This window comes from Mesorhizobium sp. USDA 3734 (assembly GCF_056279665.1).
This window is the reverse complement of record NZ_JBWCCW010000001.1, coordinates 5,361,660-5,381,438: the sequence shown is the minus strand read 5'-3', so window position 1 is coordinate 5,381,438 and position 19,779 is coordinate 5,361,660. Positions and strand designations below refer to the sequence as shown.

16 protein-coding genes and 4 pseudogenes are annotated in these 19,779 nt (G+C 59.1%); 14 read left to right on the top strand and 6 right to left on the bottom strand.

Annotated features, from left to right (window positions below; translation table 11 throughout):
* Positions 1–326 precede the first annotated feature (326 nt).
* From ACZ89F_RS25905 to tnpA, 6 genes are all read left to right on the top strand, one after another.
* The gene (locus tag ACZ89F_RS25905) at positions 327–1,481 is read left to right on the top strand and encodes a TlpA disulfide reductase family protein (protein WP_476094827.1); all 1,155 of its coding nucleotides are present in this window, start codon (positions 327–329) and stop codon (positions 1,479–1,481) included.
* A gap of 362 nt (positions 1,482–1,843) precedes the next feature.
* The gene (locus tag ACZ89F_RS25900; RefSeq protein WP_476094825.1) at positions 1,844–2,110 is read left to right on the top strand and encodes a hypothetical protein; all 267 of its coding nucleotides are present in this window, start codon (positions 1,844–1,846) and stop codon (positions 2,108–2,110) included.
* Positions 2,111–2,129: 19 nt separating this feature from the next.
* On the top strand, positions 2,130–2,339 hold the full coding sequence (locus ACZ89F_RS25895) for a DUF269 domain-containing protein (protein WP_476094823.1): 210 nt from the start codon (positions 2,130–2,132) through the stop codon (positions 2,337–2,339).
* A complete protein-coding gene (locus tag ACZ89F_RS25890; protein WP_476094822.1) occupies positions 2,323–2,526 on the top strand; it encodes a CCE_0567 family metalloprotein in 204 nt (67 codons plus the stop codon). The genes ACZ89F_RS25895 and ACZ89F_RS25890 overlap by 17 nt, the downstream gene beginning before the upstream one ends.
* Positions 2,523–2,840, top strand: a complete 318-nt coding sequence (fdxB, locus tag ACZ89F_RS25885) for a ferredoxin III, nif-specific (protein ID WP_476094820.1) — start codon at positions 2,523–2,525, stop codon at positions 2,838–2,840. The genes ACZ89F_RS25890 and fdxB overlap by 4 nt, the downstream gene beginning before the upstream one ends.
* Positions 2,841–3,525: 685 nt before the next feature.
* Positions 3,526–3,960, top strand: a complete 435-nt coding sequence (gene tnpA, locus ACZ89F_RS25880; RefSeq protein WP_476097386.1) for an IS66-like element accessory protein TnpA — start codon at positions 3,526–3,528, stop codon at positions 3,958–3,960.
* 1,232 nt (positions 3,961–5,192) lie between these two features.
* Here the strand turns inward: tnpA and ACZ89F_RS25875 are convergent.
* Positions 5,193–6,308 (bottom strand): annotated as a pseudogene (locus ACZ89F_RS25875) (recombinase family protein); the annotation flags it as partial.
* A 535-nt stretch (positions 6,309–6,843) separates the two neighbouring features.
* Between ACZ89F_RS25875 and tnpC the strand changes: the two are divergent.
* The 5 genes and pseudogenes from tnpC to ACZ89F_RS25850 form a co-directional block, all read left to right on the top strand.
* A pseudogene (gene tnpC / locus ACZ89F_RS25870) lies at positions 6,844–8,360 on the top strand (IS66 family transposase).
* A 46-nt stretch (positions 8,361–8,406) separates the two neighbouring features.
* A complete protein-coding gene (locus ACZ89F_RS25865) occupies positions 8,407–9,420 on the top strand; it encodes a 1-aminocyclopropane-1-carboxylate deaminase (protein WP_476094819.1) in 1,014 nt (337 codons plus the stop codon).
* Between the two features lie 241 nt (positions 9,421–9,661).
* Complete coding sequence (locus ACZ89F_RS25860) at positions 9,662–10,387, top strand: radical SAM protein (protein WP_476094818.1); 726 nt, start codon at positions 9,662–9,664, stop codon at positions 10,385–10,387.
* A gap of 1,095 nt (positions 10,388–11,482) precedes the next feature.
* Positions 11,483–12,163, top strand: coding sequence for a 4'-phosphopantetheinyl transferase family protein (locus ACZ89F_RS25855; protein ID WP_476094816.1), 681 nt, complete (start codon positions 11,483–11,485; stop codon positions 12,161–12,163).
* Between the two features lie 481 nt (positions 12,164–12,644).
* A pseudogene (locus ACZ89F_RS25850) lies at positions 12,645–13,277 on the top strand (pyridoxal-phosphate dependent enzyme); the annotation flags it as partial.
* A gap of 70 nt (positions 13,278–13,347) precedes the next feature.
* Here the strand turns inward: ACZ89F_RS25850 and ACZ89F_RS25845 are convergent.
* From ACZ89F_RS25845 to ACZ89F_RS25830, 4 genes and pseudogenes are all read right to left on the bottom strand, one after another.
* A complete protein-coding gene (locus tag ACZ89F_RS25845) occupies positions 13,348–13,566 on the bottom strand; it encodes a prevent-host-death protein (RefSeq protein WP_476094815.1) in 219 nt (72 codons plus the stop codon).
* A gap of 130 nt (positions 13,567–13,696) precedes the next feature.
* Positions 13,697–13,942 (bottom strand): hypothetical protein, encoded by a 246-nt coding sequence (locus ACZ89F_RS25840; RefSeq protein ID WP_476094814.1) that lies wholly within the window; start codon positions 13,940–13,942, stop codon positions 13,697–13,699.
* A 43-nt stretch (positions 13,943–13,985) separates the two neighbouring features.
* Entirely contained in the window at positions 13,986–14,252 is a 267-nt protein-coding gene (locus ACZ89F_RS25835; RefSeq protein WP_476094812.1) for a hypothetical protein, read from the bottom strand.
* A 154-nt stretch (positions 14,253–14,406) separates the two neighbouring features.
* A pseudogene (locus tag ACZ89F_RS25830) lies at positions 14,407–14,877 on the bottom strand (DUF3846 domain-containing protein).
* A 768-nt stretch (positions 14,878–15,645) separates the two neighbouring features.
* Here ACZ89F_RS25830 and ACZ89F_RS25825 point away from each other — a divergent pair.
* Positions 15,646–16,035: a helix-turn-helix domain-containing protein gene (locus ACZ89F_RS25825; protein WP_476097385.1), complete on the top strand. Its 390-nt coding sequence runs from the start codon at positions 15,646–15,648 to the stop codon at positions 16,033–16,035.
* On the opposite strand, the gene ACZ89F_RS25820 is transcribed toward ACZ89F_RS25825, so the two are convergent.
* Positions 15,939–16,241 (bottom strand): LexA family protein, encoded by a 303-nt coding sequence (locus ACZ89F_RS25820; protein ID WP_476094805.1) that lies wholly within the window; start codon positions 16,239–16,241, stop codon positions 15,939–15,941. The genes ACZ89F_RS25825 and ACZ89F_RS25820 overlap by 97 nt on opposite strands.
* 38 nt (positions 16,242–16,279) lie before the next feature.
* Here ACZ89F_RS25820 and ACZ89F_RS25815 point away from each other — a divergent pair, with 38 nt between their 5' ends.
* Together ACZ89F_RS25815 and ACZ89F_RS25810 are read left to right on the top strand one after the other, a co-directional pair.
* A complete protein-coding gene (locus tag ACZ89F_RS25815; protein WP_476097381.1) occupies positions 16,280–17,410 on the top strand; it encodes an IS630 family transposase in 1,131 nt (376 codons plus the stop codon).
* Between the two features lie 1,123 nt (positions 17,411–18,533).
* Positions 18,534–19,778, top strand: a complete 1,245-nt coding sequence (locus tag ACZ89F_RS25810) for a sugar ABC transporter substrate-binding protein (protein ID WP_476097384.1) — start codon at positions 18,534–18,536, stop codon at positions 19,776–19,778.
* The last annotated feature ends 1 nt before the right edge of the window (position 19,779 follow it).

Here is a 19,779-nt window from a genome sequence, read left to right as displayed (position 1 = left end):
CGCAAGATGGCCAAGCTCCGAGGCGACTGACGCATGAGTGATGCGTGTCCAGAACTCGACAGCGGCAGAAAACATGTCAGGTTCAAGACAACCGGCCGTGTCGGTGTCCTTTGACCTTTTTCCAAGTCCGATCATACACTTAAGCGCGCTAAGCGCGCTGGCATAGTCTTTGCTGGTTGAGATGCGGCAATAATGGGTGAGGGCTGACCGCACGAACGCGCAAGACCCAGTGATAGTCACCTCACCGGTGTGTTCCTTTTTGAGAGAAGAGCCAACTCGCGCATAAACGCCAGAACGGTGTGGAGAATAGAGCTTTGGAGAACAACATGGTGTTGCGTATGGAGTCCCCGGCTCCTCCAATCAAAGTGGACGACTGGCTGCGTGGCGAGCCCCTTACGAACTTTCAGTCCGGCAAGGTGTATCTTGTTGAATTTTGGGCGACCGGATGCGGACCCTGTGTGGCGGCTATGCCGCATTTGGTGGAACTGAAAGAGAAATATAAAGACCGCGGATTTGAGGTCGTCGGAGTCGCAGCTAGCGAACAGGCTCCAACCGCGCACGAGGCGCGGACCAAGTTGGATGCGTGGCTGACCGAGAGGTTCCCGAATCTGAATTATCGGATCGCGTTCGATTACACCGGCGAAATGAACATTCTGTGGATGGAAGCCAGTTCTTCTCTCGGGATTCCCACCTCGTTCGTGGTCGACCGCGACGGCCACATCGCTTTCATCGGACAGCCGTCGGAACTCGATGACGTTTTACCGAAGGTCCTCAACGGCAGCTGGCGCAGCTCCCATGAAGCGAAAGCCGCCGATCTAGGGCGGATCGCTAGCAACCAACGTACAGCGCGCGAACTATCGCTGAGCGAGCCGATATACGCCAAACTTCGGCCGGCTATGCAGGCCGAGGATTGGACGGCGGCACTCTCGGCCATCGAAGAAGGCCTCGCCTTGATGCCAGATTATTTCGGGTTCCGGGAAACTCATGCGGATCTACTGCTTCACAAGCTGCGCGACATGCAGACCGGCTTGCCAGCCATGCGACAGTTAGTCGAGGACGCGATCGACAAAAAGTTCGACGCCGTGTCTTGGATGGTTATGGCCCTGAAGCAACTCTTCGATCCCGCGACGGACAACTCCCATCTTCCCTCTGCTGAGCGCTTCGCGATGGGCAAAGAGCTGTCCGAACAGATCTTGACACTGAGTCCCCCACAGAGCGACGGCCCCCTTAAATTCATTTGGTACGTTCCGCTCGCTCAGTACTATTTTGAGTGTGGCAACAACGTTCGCGCCATCGAGTTGATCGAGGTCGCACTGAAATCGCTGGATTTTCCGGAGACGATGCCGGACCACATCAAACAGTACTACCTTACCCCATTACTCCAAGCCCTGGCCAACTACACGGGTGAGAACGCCTGCTACGCGCAGCTTTGCGTGGTTCCGCAAAACAAGGCTCCTGAACATCAAAGCGCAATCGCCTGATGAGCAAAAGATCGCAAAGGGATCACTAGTGGAATGGAACCCTGGTCAGTTCGCCAGTTTTCTGCGGCGTGCCCGCTGTAAGTATGTCCATGCAGCACAGGGTGGATCGTTCGCTGCAGGTCAAGGCTCGGGTTCTTGATGACCTTCAACCGGATCGCCGCGGGCGCGATGTTCGACGCGAATTTGGCCCGTCGTGGAAGACGTCACGGTCCAGGACTTGTTCAAGTTCGGCCAAAAGGACGGCATTTACGTGGAAACGGCCCGGCCAAGCCGGACCTCGGCTGCGCAAGCGGGCCCGACATCCGCGTACACGAAAGCAGAAATCGTCTTTCGATGACGAGCACCGAATTGAGGAAAACGAAATGTCTCACGCAGCGCTTGGCCCTGCTGTCAACGATGACCAGGCGGCCCTGGCCACCCCGCTCGTTGAATTCCTTGCGCGGCTGGTTCGTGCTCACGAGTCCTCCGGGTCCCGCGAAGGCAAATCGGATCCCGAGCTGCCGGCCGACTTCATCATCACGAAGGAACTGCGCTGGAAATTCGATCATTGGCGATCTGATCCGGACGCGCTGTGGAGGCTCGACATGTTTTACACCGCAGTGGGCTTGCGATCGAGGAGCGCGGCGTAATGGCATCGTCAACACAGAGATGAAACCGATCGGGGCTTCGGGGCGCGTGCTTTTTACGGTCGGCAGTTGGTCGTTCTGTCGAGACATCCACCGGTTCGGCTTCGAGACTTTCCGGAAACTCGCAGATGCCGATACGAAACTGGTCGACGATGCGACTGCAGCTATAGCCGACGTGGCGCGGGTGCGAAGAAACCGATTTTCGAGGGAGGATCATGTCGAACCTGGATGAGATGATGAAGAAAGTCCGAAAGCTTCAGCTGCGCGCAGCAATTGCTAAAACGAACTTGCGCGACCTTGCTGAGGGTCTCCCGGTCAAGTGGACTGAAATAGAGGAGGTCGCCGAGAAAGCGCACGCCGTTTATGCTGAGTTGGATGGTGCCAGGAGAGAGCTCGCCAAAATGAAAAGTTTAGGATGAGGAGCAAATTCATCAGCCGCGACGGCTCCATATGGGTGCCGGAATATCTGACCGCTATTGATGGCAAGATCTGTATCGGCTGCGGCCGCTGTTTCAAGGTCTGCTCGCGCGAGGTCATGCATCTTTACGGCGTCGATGACGCCGGTGAAATCCTCGGCGCCTGCGACGGCGGTGACGACGACTTCGATGGTGAGCTCAATCGCATGATCATGGTCGTCGACCATGCCGGCCGATGCATTGGTTGTGGAGCCTGTGGCCGCGTGTGCCCGAAGAACTGCCAGACCCATGTGGCGGCCGACCAGATCGGAGCATGAGCAGCATGATTTGACGAGACAAAACCAGGAGAACGGAGTTGCCCTTCATGATCTTTTGCCGGCTCTTAGGTCTGGTCCTTTGCGGCAATGCAATGATTGTTTACTTAGCTTCGCATTCGATCCCTCTAGCAGTCGTCATGGCGCTGGCCTGCTCGCTGCTGCTCTAGGTGGTCTATTTCGGCAGCGTGCTCTTTCTGCTCTGGCGGTCCAGCTGTGCTTGTCGAGCAGAGGTAAGGGTAAGCCTCTTTCACAACGCAGTTGGAAACTCGCCATAAGATGACGAGTTGAGGAATGAATGTTCAAATGTGCCTCAGCTTGTTCTGACGGCGGTGTGTCGACGCTCTGTTGGCGTAGTGACAGACCGGAACTCACGTTCACTCCACTTTGGACCAACAAGGGACATCGAGCTGACAGGTCAATAATGTAAGTGGGCTTGAACTGGCCAGAGGTGGCCACATCCTCGGTGAAGCTGTTGGGTTAGGCAGGCACATAGGAGGCGTCGCACCACACCGGCATTCTGGTCCATCGAACGAGACGCTGCCGACGATGATGAGACACTTCTACAACATCTCGGAACACAGCTGGCTTCAGCAAGAACGCCGTAAGCGGTGTTTCCGGACCACCTTTCGGGAGTGGTCGCGATCTGTGAGGTTGCCGATCCTGTATTGGGATCGGAGATCGGCTTGTGTCTGGACTTGACCTTACGCTTGACCCGGAGCGGCAGCTTCGGCGTTTCGAGGTGATCAACGGTGCCGGCGGTCGGCGTCACTGGTCGGTGGATGACAAGACGCGGATCATCGCGGAGACGCTGGAGCCGAACGCAGTCATTTCCGAGGTAGCCCGTCGGTATGGCCCTAGGCCGCAGCAGGTCTTCGCCTGGCGCCGCGAAGCGCGCAAACAGGCCACTTCGGTGCAGCAAGATTCTCCTGCCTTTGTGCCGGCGGTTTTGGCGGCGGCGGAACCTGTAGCCAGCCGTTCACCGAAGCAGCGGAAACGGCAAGCCACCCGAGGTGCCGGCATGATCGAGCTTGAGATCGACGGCATCTCGATGCGCGTCGGCCGGGGCGCCGATACCAAGACGGTGGCCGCAGTGATCCGCGCGCTGAAGGCGACGTCGTGATCGGGCCGACGGGTGCGGTCAAGGTCATGGTGGCGACGAAGCCGGTGGACTTCCGCAAGGGTGCGGAGGGATTGGCCGCACTTGTGCGCGAGACCATGGGCGCTGACCCGTTCAATGGGGCGGTCTATGTCTTTCGGGCCAAGCGGACTGACCGGATCAAGCTGATCTTCTGGGATGGCACCGGGGTTTGCCTCTATGCCAAGCGTTTGGAGGATGGGGAGTTCCGCTGGCCGAAAGTGCATGACGGCATGATCCGGCTGACGGCCGCGCAACTGTCGGCGCTGCTCGATCACACATGTTGATACCCCTCCTGTTGTCAGATCAAGGTGGCGGATGGTGTGGTTGCGGAGGTCGCGGACAGCATTGATTACGGAAGGGGAGTTTTGGAACAGATAGGCTCCGGTCGGCTGACGGTCGATCAGGAGGCGCTTCTGTCTGATTTGCACATAGATCCAATTGACGGGGATGTTCAGCCGTGCGGCCAATTGTGTGGCGCTCAGCGAAGTGGCCTTGTGGGTCCATCGGTTGCGCTGTGTCGTTATCCTGATCCCGGCGCCGAGCCGGATCCGCTGCACGGTGATCGACAGGACCTTTTCGGCGCAATTGGGCGAGCGGTGCCCCTCCTGGGGGAGGACGGCGGCAATCTCATCATCAGGCATGCCGGCTATTGCGAAATCGAGCAGACGCGCACGCATTTCTTCACCGCGCGTGAGCTTGGCGACGGAGTTGACCTTCATCTTGACCTCAAGTTCCGTGACCGCGCCGCCTCGCCAGACAATTCTGGCCACAGCAACATCGTGCTCGCCGCGATCGAGAACGACTTTTTCGACCAGACACCGCAACAGCGCCTTGCGATGCGCGTCCGTCGTGGCGTCGTCCGCCCAGATTTGCGGCAGGCGACCGGAAAGGGTGACGACCTTGCTGTTGAGGGTTTTGCCCAGCGCCATTTGCATGACGGGCTCGGCCGAAGCTTGCCGGGCAAGGGCTTCTTCGGCAGCGCGAACCTCGCTCAACGCCGCTTCCCATCGAGGCTCGAGTTCGCCGGCGACAAGACGATTGTCCGGATCGACGCGGTTGAACTGGCGCTCGGCCAACGCTGCAGTATAGCGCTTGCGCTCAAGCTCGCGTTCCGCGCTGCTGCGCAGGGCCTTTTCGACCTGCTGTTGCGCCCGGCGGGCTCGCGACAGCGCATCAATCTCGGCAGGCGCCAGCGCCGCCAAGAATGCGTCGGCCACTGCGGCATCCACGCGTGAAGCGCGGATGTGCTGGCAGGCCGGCAAGCCAGTGTGGGAGCGCAGATGATTGCACACATACTCTCCGCCACCTTTGTAGCGAACGTACATCTTGTGGCCGCACCGCCCGCACCAGACGATGCCATGCAGCAGAAGCTCGCCGTTGCGGGGAGCACCTCTCGTCTTGATGCGCATGTATTCGGCTCGGTTGTCTCGCACGACGTCACGGATATTCTCATAGGTTGGCCAGTCGATGTAAGGCGGATACCGGTCCTTCACGACGATCCGCCATTCATCGATCGGCCGCGCCACCTTTGCCGGCGAACCGCCTTCGCACGCGGTGGCCCTGGGCCTGGTTCGTCCATAGACGAAGGCACCGGCATAAGCGGGGTTCTTCAGGATTGCCGTCGCTCGCGCCCAGCGCAGCTCGCCGTGCCGGTCGCGGCGCGGCAAAGCCAGGCTCCGATCGTTCAGCACACGCATAACTTTGGCAACGGTGCGGAACTTCAGGAATGTCTGGAACACAAGCTCAAGCCGTTCCTGAACGGCAAGATCCGGATCTTTGACAACCACCCCGCTCGGATCGCGCGTCAAGCCTACAGGCAGCATGAGGGCAAGCTCGCCGCGCTCGGCCTTGGCAAGCAGACCAGCCGTCAGACGGCTGCGGATCGTATGCAGCTCGAGCTCTGAGATCGTTCCCTTCAGGCCGAGAAGCAGGCGGCCATTGGCGCTGCCGGGATCATAAACGCCATCGCGATCGGCAATAAGGCAGCCGCGCAGGCCGCAGATATCCAGGAGCGGGTACCAATCTGAACAGTTGCGCGCCAGCCGCGTCACATCGATCGATAGGATCAACCCGATCTCGCTGAGGCCAACCCGTCCGACGAGTTCCTTGAAGCCATTCCGCTTTGCAGCAGACGCTGCGCTCAAGCCGAGATCGGCATCGATGACATCGACGTCGGCATCATGCCAGCCGAGTTCTCGGGCGCGCTGACGAAGCGCGTACTGCAACCGCAGGCTCTCTTGATTGCTCACCACCTGGTGCGGCGTCGACTGCCGGACGTAAACAACCGCTCTGCGCGCCAGATGGGTTGGCTTGACCAGTTCGGACTTCACGGGACACCTCCGCCAGAACCGCGGCGACGTCGTCGAGGATTTGACGCCGCAAAGCTGGTGACAGCGTCGCCCACAGGCTCTTGGGGTCTATGGTCATGACCTTCGAGACATTCCGCCATCGCGACAAGATCCCGAACCGCCTCGACGCTCAATTTAGTCTGATTCGCGTCATCTACATACTTCTGCGTTGCTGCCACCGCGATCAGCAATGTTGATCCATCACGATGCTCGACTTCATATGATCGTGGAAAGTTGCCACCTCCATGCGCCACTCGGCGGATCAGGCGGAAGGATCGCCCGTAAAGCGGATGATGTGGCCAGAACCCGGACCAGCTCGCCCGATTTCGTCGGACTCACCAACAGGGATATTCCTGTAGGCCTTCGCTCGAAGGTCTCGACTGGCGGCGAGTCCACGAGGCGCGCCGGACTCGCGTTCCAGCCCAGGCGGGCTGACCCGCGACGAAGTGAATCAGCCTGGATTCCGCTGTCGCGGACTGTCGGCGAATATGGTCTGATCCGCTCATGGCGATGACGGCTGACCAGCTTCCTCCTGGCGCGCGACGTCGAGAATGCCGTCTGATTCAGATCATCAAGGAATTGCAGCGTCATCGCTTCGGCCGGCGTGCCGAGACGCTCCCCGAGGATCAATTGCTGCTGGGGCTCGAAGAGGCCGAACAGATCGAGGCCGCCGGTGACGAAGAGCAGGCACAGACCGCTCTTGGCGAACGTCAGGCGCCTGTCGCCAAGCGCAGGGCGAACCGCGGCGGGCTGCCACCCCATCTGCCGCGCGTGGAGATGGTCGTCGACATCGAGGATCATGCCTGCCCGTGCTGCCGCAATGGCTTGCATCGGATCGGCGAGGACATGAGCGAGCGGCTCGACATCGTTCCGGCGCAGCTGCGCGTGATCGTCGTGCGCCGGCCCAAATATGCCTGCCGCGCCTGTAAGGATGTAATGGTTCAGGCTCCGGCGCCCGCCCGGCTGATCGAGGGCGGCCTGCCGACCGAGGCGACGGTCGCCCAGGTGCTGGTCTCAAAATATGCTGACCACCTGCCGCTCTATCGTCAGGCGCAGATCTATGCCCGGCAGGGCATCAATCTCGACCGGTCCACGCTCGCCGACTGGGTCGGCCGCGCCGCCTGGCATCTGCGTCCGGTGCATGAGCGGCTGCTTGGCAAGCTGAAGTCCTCGCCAAAACTCTTCGCCGACGAGACGACCGCGCCAGTGCTCGATCCCGGCCGCGGCAAGACCAAGACAGGTCAACTCTGGGCCTATTCCCGCGATGACCGACCATGGGAGGGGAGCGATCCGCCGGGCGTCGCCTATGTCTATGCGCCGGACCGGAAGGCCGAGCGTCCGATCGCTCATCTGGTGGGCTTTGCCGGAATCCTGCAGGTCGACGGCTATGGCGGCTATCGCGTGCTCGCCGACAAGAGCGGCGTGACGCTCGCCTTCTGCTGGGCACATGTGCGCCGGCGCTTCTACGAGCTCGCCGCGGCCGGTCCCGCGCCAATCGCCAGCGAGGCGCTGAGACGGATCGCGGAACTCTATCGCGTCGAAGACGACGTCCGTGGACGATCGGCCGAGCAGCGCCGTGTCGTGCGCCAGGACAGGAGCCGCCCGATCGTCGTCGAACTCGAACCATGGCTTCGCGAAAAGCTCGGGCTGATCAGCCAGAAGACAAAGCTCGCCGAGGCGATCCGCTACACGCTCTCGCGCTGGGAAGGCCTCTCGCGCTTCCTTGACGACGGCCGCATCGAGATCGACAGCAACACCGTCGAACGCTCGATCCGTCCGATCGCGCTCAACCGCAAGAACGCGCTCTTCGCAGGCTCTGACGGCGGCGCCGAACACTGGGCAGTCATCGCCTCGCTGATCAAAACCTGCAAGCTCAATGGTGTCGAACCGCTCGGCTATCTCGCCGATGTCCTCACCAGGATCGTCAACGGCCACCCCAACAGCCAGATCGACGATCTCCTGCCTTGGGTCTACATCACACAAGCTCGAGCTCAAGGCTGTGGCCTAAGAACACCGCTTACAGAACGCCGATGACCTTGGCCGGTGCTGGTTCAGCTCGATCACCTCTGCTGGAGAAAACATGCTGGAAAAGTTCGAACGCTATCCGCTCACCTTTGGCCCAACGCCGATCGAGAAGCTCGACCGCCTCGGCAAACATCTGGGCGGCAAGGTAGAGCTCTACGCCAAACGCGAGGACTGCAACTCAGGTCTCGCGTTCGGTGGAAACAAGCTGCGCAAGCTCGAATACATCGTTCCCGACGCGATCGCGTCAGATGCCGATACGCTGGTCACCGTCGGGGGGGTGCAGTCCAACCACACCCGGATGGTGGCAGCAGTCGCCGCCAAGATCGGCATGAAATGTCTCCTGGTTCAGGAGAGCTGGGTTCCACATGAGGATGTCGTTTACGACCGGATCGGCAACATTCTTTTGAGCCGCATCTTGGGCGCAGAGGTGCGTCTGGTCAACGAAGGCTTTGATATCGGTATCCGCCGCAGTTGGGAAAAAGCGCTTCATGATGTCAAGGTAAGGGGCGGCAGACCTTATGCGATACCTGCCGGGGCCTCTGTCCACAAATACGGTGGCCTTGGCTATGTGGGGTTCGCCGAGGAGGTGCGTGCCCAGGAGAAACAGCTTGGTTTTGCCTTCGATTACATCGTTGTTTGCACGGTGACAGGTTCAACGCATGCCGGCATGATCGTCGGGTTCGCCGAGGACGGTCGACAGCGCAGCGTCGTCGGTATCGATGCATCCGCCACTCCAGCAAAGACCAAGGCTCAGGTGCTTAGCATTGCCCAACATACAGCGATGCTCGTCGAGCTCGGAACGGAACTTGTCGAGGCTGACGTGGTGTTGCTCGAGGACTACGCGTACCCGCGTTATGGCATTCCATCCGAGGAAACCAAGGAGGCGATCCGTCTGTGCGCGCGGCTCGAGGGTGTGATTACCGATCCGGTCTATGAGGGCAAATCGATGCAAGGGATGATCGACCTCGTCCAGAAAGGCTTCTTTCCAGAGGGGTCGAGTGTCCTCTACGCCCATCTTGGTGGCGCGCCCGCAATCAACGGTTACGGCTACACGTTTCGCAATGGCTGAGGCGCGACAGCTCGCGTTGCGCAGCCCTGCCGTGCCGGCGATGCTCAAACTTGGTAGGCGCTCGGAGCAAGCCGGCCGATTGCTGCCAGGGCGAAGATGGCTGGGGTTCATTCGAAGCGTTCTTTAGCCGTCTCAAGAATTCAAAAGGAGACTGCTTTGGACGTTATGCAGAACCAGAGGAGTGGGAGTCTAACAGATTTTATCGGAACTGCGCTCTGCTAACCCGGCCAGGGGCAGCGTGTTGGAGATAACGACGACCACAGGATGCATCGTTGGATGTTCATATTGTCCGCAAGACAAGTTCGCGGCCTTGTTAAGAAAAGTATCTCATTCCAAGCATCTTAGCCTTGAGGATTTCAAGCGGTGTCTGGAGGCCGTACCAACTTCCGTCGACATCAGTTTCGCCGGCTACTCCGAGCCTTGGCTCAATCCGGACTGCACCGAAATGGTCGAACACGCTTCCACCAGAGGCCACGGCATCCGGGTTTTCACGACGCTCAATGGAATGGAGCCGCGAGATCTAGAACGCTTGCAAGCGCTGCGCTTTGGAGTATTCGTGGTACATGTTTTCGATGATGGCGCCTGCATGAACAGCCGCCTTGTCGGCGACAAGTATCTCGCTTTGGTGCGTCAACTAATTGACGCTAATATCCCTTCGATTCAATTTGTCGTTCTGGGGGAGGCGCATCCTGGCATCATCGACATGATCCCTACCGAAGCACTAATTCGCACGCGACCGATGTGTAGCAGGGGTGGAAGCATCGACCCGAAGATGGTTGAACCGCGGCGGCCGATAGTCGGAGCACTGACATGCGTCGACGAGCGACAGCATCGGAATGTCCTTCCTCCAAACGGTGACATTACCCTCTGCTCGATGGATTTGAACGGCGTCATGTGTTGGGTAAAACCCTTTATGCGACGAGTACACCGGTCTTTTCGAGAGCCCGGTTTTTTGCCAAATCGTTGATCGCATGAACGGAGCGGATGGCTTTCTGCTCTGTAGAATGTGCGAATTTTGCTGACCCAACGGACCGCATGCTGACTGGATTCCCGGCGGACAGCCCGCAGGGCGTAGCCAAGAATTCAGATGACTGGCCAGATTAGACTGGGAATGCCTTCGCCATCCGGCGAAATCATTGCCTTTTCACGTCGAGCGAGCGTGCGACTTACGCTGCACCGAGAACGAGTGCTCCAACGCGCAGGCCTGCGATTTCGTGCGCAATCGGTGATGTACGGTCGGGCGCAAGACTATGCTACGGCGCGGCGCGACGGCTCTATTCCGCCCGCACCCGGACTTCGCTCACGCTTGAGCTACGGCCGATGCGATCATGGCGCAGACTTTGCCAGCACGCTGGCGCGAGGCGTCGATTGCGTCTCCACTGAAACATGCCCCACGTCTGTCCGGCGCCTTACGCGAGGGGCGATCAGAACGATTTGTGCTGACTGATTGCCCAATGGGCGAAGATGGAACCGCATTGCCTGGGTAAGCCAATCGAACCTGGTCGAAACGGCAGCGACAACCGCCGCGTCATGGAGGCCGTGCTTTGGATTGTGTGCACCGGAAGCCCCGCCGTGCAGGTTGATAGTCGCGGCATCCTTGATTACTAAGTCTCGGCCTGCTATGTCAAGGTTGATGTTGCCGTCAAGGTCGAAGTCGGTGTGAATCGACCGACGCGATCTTGCCCTGGAGCAAAGCTCGATGAATAGGGTGCGAGCCGACGGACTGTTGGCCAACCAGGCAGTTGCTGAGTTGGTGGCGGGGCTGGTTGCTGTGTTTGTACTTAGCGGGCAGTTCGGCGATCTTAAAGCAAATGCCCTCGCTGAGCTAGGCATCGCATCGACGCTAAAGCTGACGTAGAGGGCGAACAGTTGATCAGTTTTGATTCTGCCCGCTGATCGTGGTTGAAGAGCCAGATCCAATACAGGACGCATCCCTGCATGCTCGACCGGGCGCACGAATGGTCAATCCGACACAAACGGCGAGGACAAAGGGTGCGTTGTTGGCCGCAACACCACCTGCATGAGCCGCCCAGCAGCGGATCGCGGTCAAGGAGCGAGGACATTGAACGCGCTGCTCCCCCCAAACGTTGCTGTGCAAACCTATCGAGCAAGAGATCTCAGCCGTGCCCTGGTGATGGCCGAAGAAGAGCGTGCAATCGCCACTGCGGTCGAGAGCAGAAGGCGTGAATTTTCGATTGGACGTGCATGTGCCAGAGCGGCAATGTCCAAGCTCGGCTTTCCTCCCTGCGCGATCCCGAGCGGACCTCACCGTGAGCCGCTTTGGCCACCTGGTGTAATCGGCAGCATAACACATTGTGCTGGATTCTATGCTGCCGCCGTCGCTCAGCATGTGGACTACGCTGCGCTTGGAATCGATGCAGAAGTCGACGAGGAGTTGCCATCCGGCGTTTTGGAGCTCATTTCGGTTGACGAGGAACGGTGTTGGCTGGCCAAGGCACCCGGGCGCCTCAATTGGGACCGGTTGCTTTTCAGTGCTAAGGAGAGCATCTTCAAGGCATGGTTTCCGCTCACACGTGAATGGCTGGGCTTCGAAGACGCGGTGGTCACCATCATTCCCGACGATGGCACATTTCGTGCTCGCCTCCCCCAGACATTCCTGCCGGCCGAGGATCATGCGTGGGAGCTTTGCGGGCGGTTCGTCATCGCCAATGGACTGATCCTCACTGCAGTCTTCGTTGCGGCGCCGCGATCAGAAAGGGGCATCATCTTCGGCCGCGTTTGATTCGTCCGCGGCAGCGCCCGGGTCTCGCCCTGAGCCGTCATCCGCGAATGCTGAGAAGCAATCGCGTAACCATCCGGTGAACGCTTCGCCGTAGGCGTACGATATCGCGAACTCATTTCCCGAGTTCTTGTCGCGACGCCCGCCGCTCCGTTGTGGCGAATTGAGAAGTTCAGAACTTAGATTCACGCCACTTCGGATCAACCTGAACATAGAGCTGACCGTTTAAGAATTGGTGCGCTTGAAGCGGGCAGAGGCGTATCCTTTGACAGTCCAATGGCGGGAGGGAACCGTTCGAGTTGTCTAGGTATATAAGGCGACGTCGCAGCACGCGGGCATGCGAGTAGCTTCGTTCGATCGAACGAATGAGACGCTGACAATGATGATGAGGCTCTTCTGCACGGTCTCAGATGCCGCTGGCTGAACCAAACACGCTCATGACTGAGGCCGGAGCTGGTTCAGCATAATCACCTCTTGCTGGAGAATGCTGGAAGGGTTCGAACGCTATCCGCTCACCTTTGCACCAACGCCCACCGAGAAGCTCGACCGCCTCGGCAAGCATCTGGGAGGCAAGGTGGAAAATCTACGCCAAACGCGAGGACTGCAACTCCGGTCTCGCATTCGGCGGAAACAAAGGTGCGCAAGCTCGAATACATCATCCCCGATGCGATCGCGTCAGATGCCGATACGCTCGTCTCCGTCGGCGGCGTGCAGTCCAACCACACCCGGATTGTCGCAGCGGTCGCCGCCTAGATCGCATGAAATGTTTCCTGTTTCAGGAGAGCTGTGTTCCACAGAGGATGTCGTCTACGACCGGGTCGGCAACATTCTTTTGAGCCGCGTCTTGGGAGCTGAGGTGCGCCTGGTCGACGAGGGCTTTGACATCGGGATCCGCCATAGTTGGGAAAAAGCGCTTTATGAGGTCAAGGCGAGGGGCGACAGACCTTATGCGATACCAACCGGGGCGTCTGTTCACCCGAACGGCGGCCTCGGCTATGTCGGGTTCGCCGACGAGGTGCGCGCCCAGCAGAAACAGCTCGGGTTTGCCTTCGACTACTTTGTCGATTGCACTGTTACGGGTTCAACACATGCAGGCATGATCGTCGGCTTCTCCCAGGTGATTGGGTGACAAAGATTCCTCGCCGGCGACTGCTTCCGGCGCCCATAGGCGGAGCAGATCGCCGGCTTTAACCATGGGGCGTGTTGCCGGAAACTATTGCATCCAGTCCAGTCATGAGTTCATTGTGGACTTCATCCGGTGCCTCCTCGAGCGTATAGGCGACAGAATGCGGCTGGCCAACAAGCTGGTGGTACTGAGCAGCGGACAGGATGACGAGCTTTTCCTTGCCGCGCTTGGTCAGGGCCACCGGCTCGATCAATGCCGTTTCGAGGATCTCGCCTGACATGCATGAGCGCCCGCCGCATCGCCTCGTCGGGCTTGCCGGGAAAGATTATCTGAATGCGCGCCTATCGGGATTTTCCTTGATCTCGACGGCTCCGGGCTTTGTCTCGACCTCTTGGCTTTGCGTTCCGCGCTCATGCATCCGCGTCAGAGATTTCAGGCGTCCTTGTAGGCGGCGGATTTCTGCACGGTTGCCCGCCGTATGAATCCGCGGTTCCATTACCAGTCGGCCAGCACGCTTCTGCCGAAAGGCCGGTCCGGGCGACGATCACTGCAACCATGTCTGCTTCGTCGGCGCCGTCTTTCTCCATGCGCCGGATAATGGAGTTCGCGGCCTTCATTTTGTCGATCGACAAGGCCAGGTCCTCGATCTTAGCCATGATCCGTTGCAACGCTGATGGATCGCCCGAGCGGATCGGATCGTCATCTGCGCCGTGGGGAAAGGCTTTTCCGTGTCACCGCTTTCCGGGCCGCTGCTGAATGCGGGGCAAGATCGGCGCGCCGAGCATCGGAAATCTTCATCCGCTTTTCGTTGCGGGCAACGGGAAAGCGGGTCGGTCCAGTGATAAACCAGTTCATGCAGCGGCCTTCCGCCGTCCAATAGCGCCGCGTCAACTCGACGTGGCGGCGGGTGAAAGCCTCGATCTCTGGTTCGAGGTTCGGTGCGCTCGCCTTCTCCCACAGCTCCACGACAGAGCCAGCAGACTCGTTTAGTCGCCGGGCCAACTCCGTCAAGTTCGGAGTCAACACGCCGGTCTGGAAAGTGGGTCAGTCGTCAAACTGGTGTTCGAAATCCTTCACCGCAATGTTTGCGGTATGGTTCCCGTCACGATAAGCAAGGCATCTATTTTCCACGATGGCGATTTTCATCGTGCCTCTCCTTCAATAAAGGTCGGGGCACGTCGTTAAATGCGCACCTGCAAGCCTATCAATGCGCCTGCGATAATCAGCCCTCCCGGCGGTATCTCATCGCCGGTCGCAAATACGGGGTCCAGCACCGGGCGGCAGCATTTGAATTGTGCTGATGAGTCCTCAAGGCTGATCAGGGGGAGGTGTATGGTTCGCGTCCATCCCCGCCGACGAGAACGATTCTCCGGCAAGTGGCTCGGGTAGCCTTCAAAGATGGTGAAGGCGGTCAATCCGTCGCGCAAGCCTTCCTCGTCTACGAACAGGGAATGCCGTCATCGAAACGCACGAGTTCGATTAAGCGGCTCCCGATCAGGTCATAAATCGGCTTGAAGCTGATCCCGCCCGGAAGCACTACGGCCCGAAAGGTCGTGGTTTCGGGGGCCATTAGGTAAGCAGTCTGTTTCATGAATCTAGCCCTTTCTTTCTCCGCGAAGCGGTCGCGTGCCCGACGGGCAGGAGCCCCGCTCCTGCTCCCGAGCTCGCGCGGAGCAGCGGGAGAGAGGGAGGCAAGAGAAAAAACGGAGGGTGTTCGCCCGCCCGAGGCAAAGCCGAAGGGGCGACGCTGATCCGCGGATGCGGATCCGCGTCGATCCTGCAAGTAGCGCAGCCGAAGAAACGGAGAAAGGACGGGGAGATCGTTTTTTTGCTTGCGAGGGGGAGAGGGCAGAGCCCTCTTTCCCTCTCTGAATCAGACAAAGTCGGCCGATCGCGGCCGTCACTCGCAAATGAAAGGAGCCGCCACTGCCTAGTGCCAGACGGCTCCCGTGGTGAATGACAAGAAGGGCTAGGGACTTGCCAACACCAACTCTGCATTTGCCAGCAGGCACTATGCTTTTCTCGGCCTTCCTGTAAACGGCTGATGTCGCCATTTTTGGTGCACTGATTGCGGCGTTCTGGCTGCGAAGCAGCCTGCGCGTCCGATCGTCACCCGAATGGGCGGAGACTGGCCGTAGGCAAGGCTCCCGTGCCGTAGGCATAGAGCGGATTCGTGAAGCGACGCGCCCATAAATTCTGCCAGTCCCACCAGATTCCAAGTTGCATCCAGGACACCAAATTCGGTTACATTGATTCGAACCAACCCCTAAGATCAAACGCTATTTGGCAGGATAAATGGCGGGACCTTCTTTCGAGGAATGGATATTTGAACTCGGTTTGCAGCAGATTCACGATCCGCATGTTGACAAACCGGTCTATTGAAAACCCGGCTTTTTCGAACTGGAATTCAGCGCCAAATCGAAAAAAGATCAGCACTAGTCTACGCAACGCTCGCGACCGACGGAAAATCCTCCGTTCGAAGCTAGCCCCCATGCTCGGGCTCATCGACCAAGTGTATAATCGTTACGAAAACGCGATTTCGGGGCTGACCGTCGGCCGAGTGCTCCACATTTGCGAGGTGCTGAATATTTCTCCGGTGGAGATCCTGTACCCGGTAGCGCCGCATCTTTGGGGCGAGGAACTAGTACCTTTTCACAGTGATGTTGACTGGTTGATTTCCAGCCATTCGAGAATGGGCAGGCGTTGCGGAGGGACAAGGATCTCGATGCTTCTTGGAACGCGGGGTTGACGGCGAATGAGGCCGTTGCGTTCGAGGGTGACGATCATCTGATGGACCGACGGCGGACTGACCTGGAAATGGCGTTGGCTGTCGGCTTCGGCGGGCGGGCACCGAAACATGTGCGAATAGGTGTAGATGAAGGCCAGGTACTGCCCCTGCTTTTCGGTGAAGCCCTTGTCGGCGGGCCGCTGTGCAGCGTCTGATTTTTGACTCATCTTTGGATTCGTCCGGTGCCTCCGACGAGGAGGCTGCAATGAACATACGTTATCGAGTGGAACTGAGCCAAGCCGAACGCGACGAGTTGAACACCATGCTGAAGGGAGGCAGGCATGCTGCCCGTAAGCTCAAGCGAGCCCAAATCCTGCTTGCCGCGGATGCCGGAAGCAGCGACGAGGAGATTGCCCGGGTGGCGGCGGTGGGCGGCTCGACCGTCTATCGCACCAAGCGCCGTTTTGTGGAGGGCAATCTGGAATACGCAATGAGCGAACTGCCGCGTCCGGGGGCCGAGCGCAAGCTGACCGGCAAGGAGGAAGCCTTGCTGGTGGCGACGGCGTGCGCGAACCCGCCTGCGGGCCGACGCCGCTGGACGCTGGAACTGCTTGCCGACGCCATGGTCAAGCTGACCGATCACAATAGTCTGTCGCACGAGACGGTGCGCCGCCGGCTGGCCGAGAACCACCTCAAGCCGTGGCGCAGGGACATGTGGTGCATTCCCCAGATCAACGGCGAGTATGTGGCACGCATGGAAGACGTGCTCGATCTCTATGCCGAAGCGCCCGATCCAAAGCGCCCGGTAGTCTGCTTCGACGAGACCCCGGTGCAGCTCATCGACGAGGTTCGTCAGCCCATCCCCGCCGAGCCCGGCCAGTTGGAGCGCTACGACTATGAGTACCGCCGCAACGGCACCGTCAATCTGTTCGTCTTTCTTGACGTGAACCGGCCTTGGCGAAGGGTCAAGGTCACCGCGCGGCGCACCGCACGAGATTATGCCCACTGCATGCGCGACCTCGTCGATGTCCATTATTCCGAGGCAAGCTGCATTCGCGTCGTGCAGGACAATTTGTCGACCCACACGGCGGGCACCCTCTACGAAGCCTTCCCGCCGGCCGAAGCCCGCCGCATCCTGCGCCGTCTGGAATTCCACTACACGCCCAAGCACGCCAGTTGGCTCAACATGGTTGAGATCGAGATCGGCGTCCTCAACGGCCAGTGCCTGGATCGACGTATCGACAATGCCGAGCGTCTAACCAGCGAGATCGCCGCATGGGAGCGCCAGCGAAACGCTGCCGGAGCTCGTATCGATTGGATGTTCACAACCGACAAGGCCCGAGCCAAAATGGGTCGGGCCTATCCGCAAGTGGTCAAAGAGTCAGAACCACTGTGAAAAGGTACTAGCGGAGGCTGAGGCCCGAAAATCCATCATCGATAAGCTAGAATTGTTCGACGGTAACGGCCATTCTCGATTTTCTGCAGCATGTTCAGGTGAAGACGAATGGAACAGCCCAGAGCATGACGGCGCGGCGCAATCCGCGCCGTCATTATCGGCCGCTGCCAGTACCTTGAAAGGAGAGGGTGCTTATGGCCGCAAGTAGCACGAGGCTTATGAATGCGAGCGAAATTCCGGCGTCCGTTAAGGAGGTGATCAAGGCAGGCTGCGATATCTGCGCTGTCGGCCATGATAGTTACTTGCTCGGCGATGCCGACCTGTCCGCGAGTGAGTTGGATCTGTGTTGCCGGAACTGCAGCGGATTGACGAAACCTGCGGCGATCGCGATTTCCTCAAGCTGGAGATCGTCGCCTACCTGCACTCGATTGGCCGATATCTGCATATCGGTTCGTCAGCGACGCACTGGTCGGCAACTCGGCCTACCGGCGTACTTCAAGGCCAGCGGCAAGAACATCAAGATCAATGTCGGCAAAGCTTGCCGAGGAACCCCGGGGACTGTCAGATCCCATGGGCGGGTGGATAGCGATCTGCTCTCTGGCAGAGTGGAGTTGTTCCACCAACTTTAATGGGGGCGGTGGCTCACGCCGCGAGGCCGGCCTTGGACCGATGTGCCGATTCCGACGAAGTGGTTCCCTTGTTCCATTTGATCGCGCCCCCGGATTCCGAGGTGATCTCGCCCGGCCGGGGCTTTGCTCGCGCCGTGTTAGCCAAAAGCAGGCGCGCTTATGCCGCTCATGCCTCTGCAATCGCTTCTCGACGAGCGTAAGCGCCCGTAAACGCAGCAAAAGGTGTGCGTTTGTGGACGGAAAATGGTTCTAGATCCGTGCACGGATACCGGGCCTGAATCAAGCGGTCACCTCAAGCCGAGTCATTGCTATCACAGGACTTGGGTGGCTGACAATATTGGGTTATTGCATTCTTGCAAGAATTGGCTTAGCGTAACGCGTTGAACCTAAGAGAGCGGTTCGATGCGGGTCCGCGCGGGTCCGCAGAACGAACGGGAGGAAACAAGATGAGTAGAACGGGATATCGCTTGGGTCGGCGCGGCTTCTTGACCGGCATGTTGGGGGTGTCGTCGCTGCCACTGCTTGGGTCGTTGCCGGCCATGGCGCAGGACCAGACGTTGCGATTCTTCGGCTATGGAGACGGCGCCAATTTTAAGGAGTTCTTCAATGCCTTCGAAAAGGCGTCTGGCAAGAAGGTTACTTTCGAAGGTGTGCCCTTTCCCGACCTTCAGAACACGATAGTCCAGCGCTTCCGGACGGGGAATTCCGGAATCGATGTCTTCCTCGTGGACCCGACTTATGTCCCGACGTTCTCCAAGCTCGGCATTTTGGCAGACCTGACGAGCGCCTTCGGAGAAAAGAGCAAAGGCAAACTGCTCCCTAGCGATATCCAGGGAGCTAATTACAAGGGGAAGATGCTGTCAATGCCGATGTGGGAGTCAACGCAGCTCCTGTTCTTCAACAAGGGGCTTCTGGCTAAGGCCGGTGTTGAAGCGCCGGGTATCTCGCCCGACGCGCGCATGACCTGGGACAAAGTCATCGAGCTTGCCAAGAAGGTGCAGGCGGCCGGAGCCGAGTGGGGCTTCGGATTCGAGCAAGTCGATCGCTACTACCAGCTACAGGTCCTTCCAGAGTCGCTTGGCGGTGGGCCAGGCGTCAAGGGTGACGACCTGCTGACCGTAGACGTGGCCAACGATGCTTGGCTGCAGGCAGGAAAATGGTATGGGAGCATCTTCGCCGATGGCGTGGCTCCGAGTGGTCCGACCGAGCAAGAGTTGATCGACCTGTTCAAATCCGGCCGGCTTGCATTTCTTGTTGGCGGTCCCTGGTTGATCGACGAATTCAACAAGGTCGATGGTCTTGACTACGCAGCGGCGCCTCATCCGTATTTCGCCGGTGGCAAAGCAGTGACGCCTTCAGAATCATTCCATTTGGGAGCCACGGCGGACACAACCAAAGCCGATCTGGCCATGCAATTCTTGAATTACGTGGGCTTGGATAAAGATGGGGCGCTGGTTGCCGCCGACAGCACAGGCCATCTATCCGCAAACATCGACGCTGCGGCCGAGGTGTTAAGCCGCATTCCCCAGCAAAATCCAAGCCTGAAGGGTATCGATGTTTTGATGCAGTACGAGCTGGCGAACACGGCGATCCGGCGACCGCGTACACTCGGATATCTCCAATTGGAGGAGCTGGTCACGCGTGCGTGGAGCGATATCCGCAACGGCAGTGATGCTGCTCAGACGTTTCCGCAGCTTCAACGTGAACTCGAGCGCAGCTTCAAGCGCATCAAGGATTAAG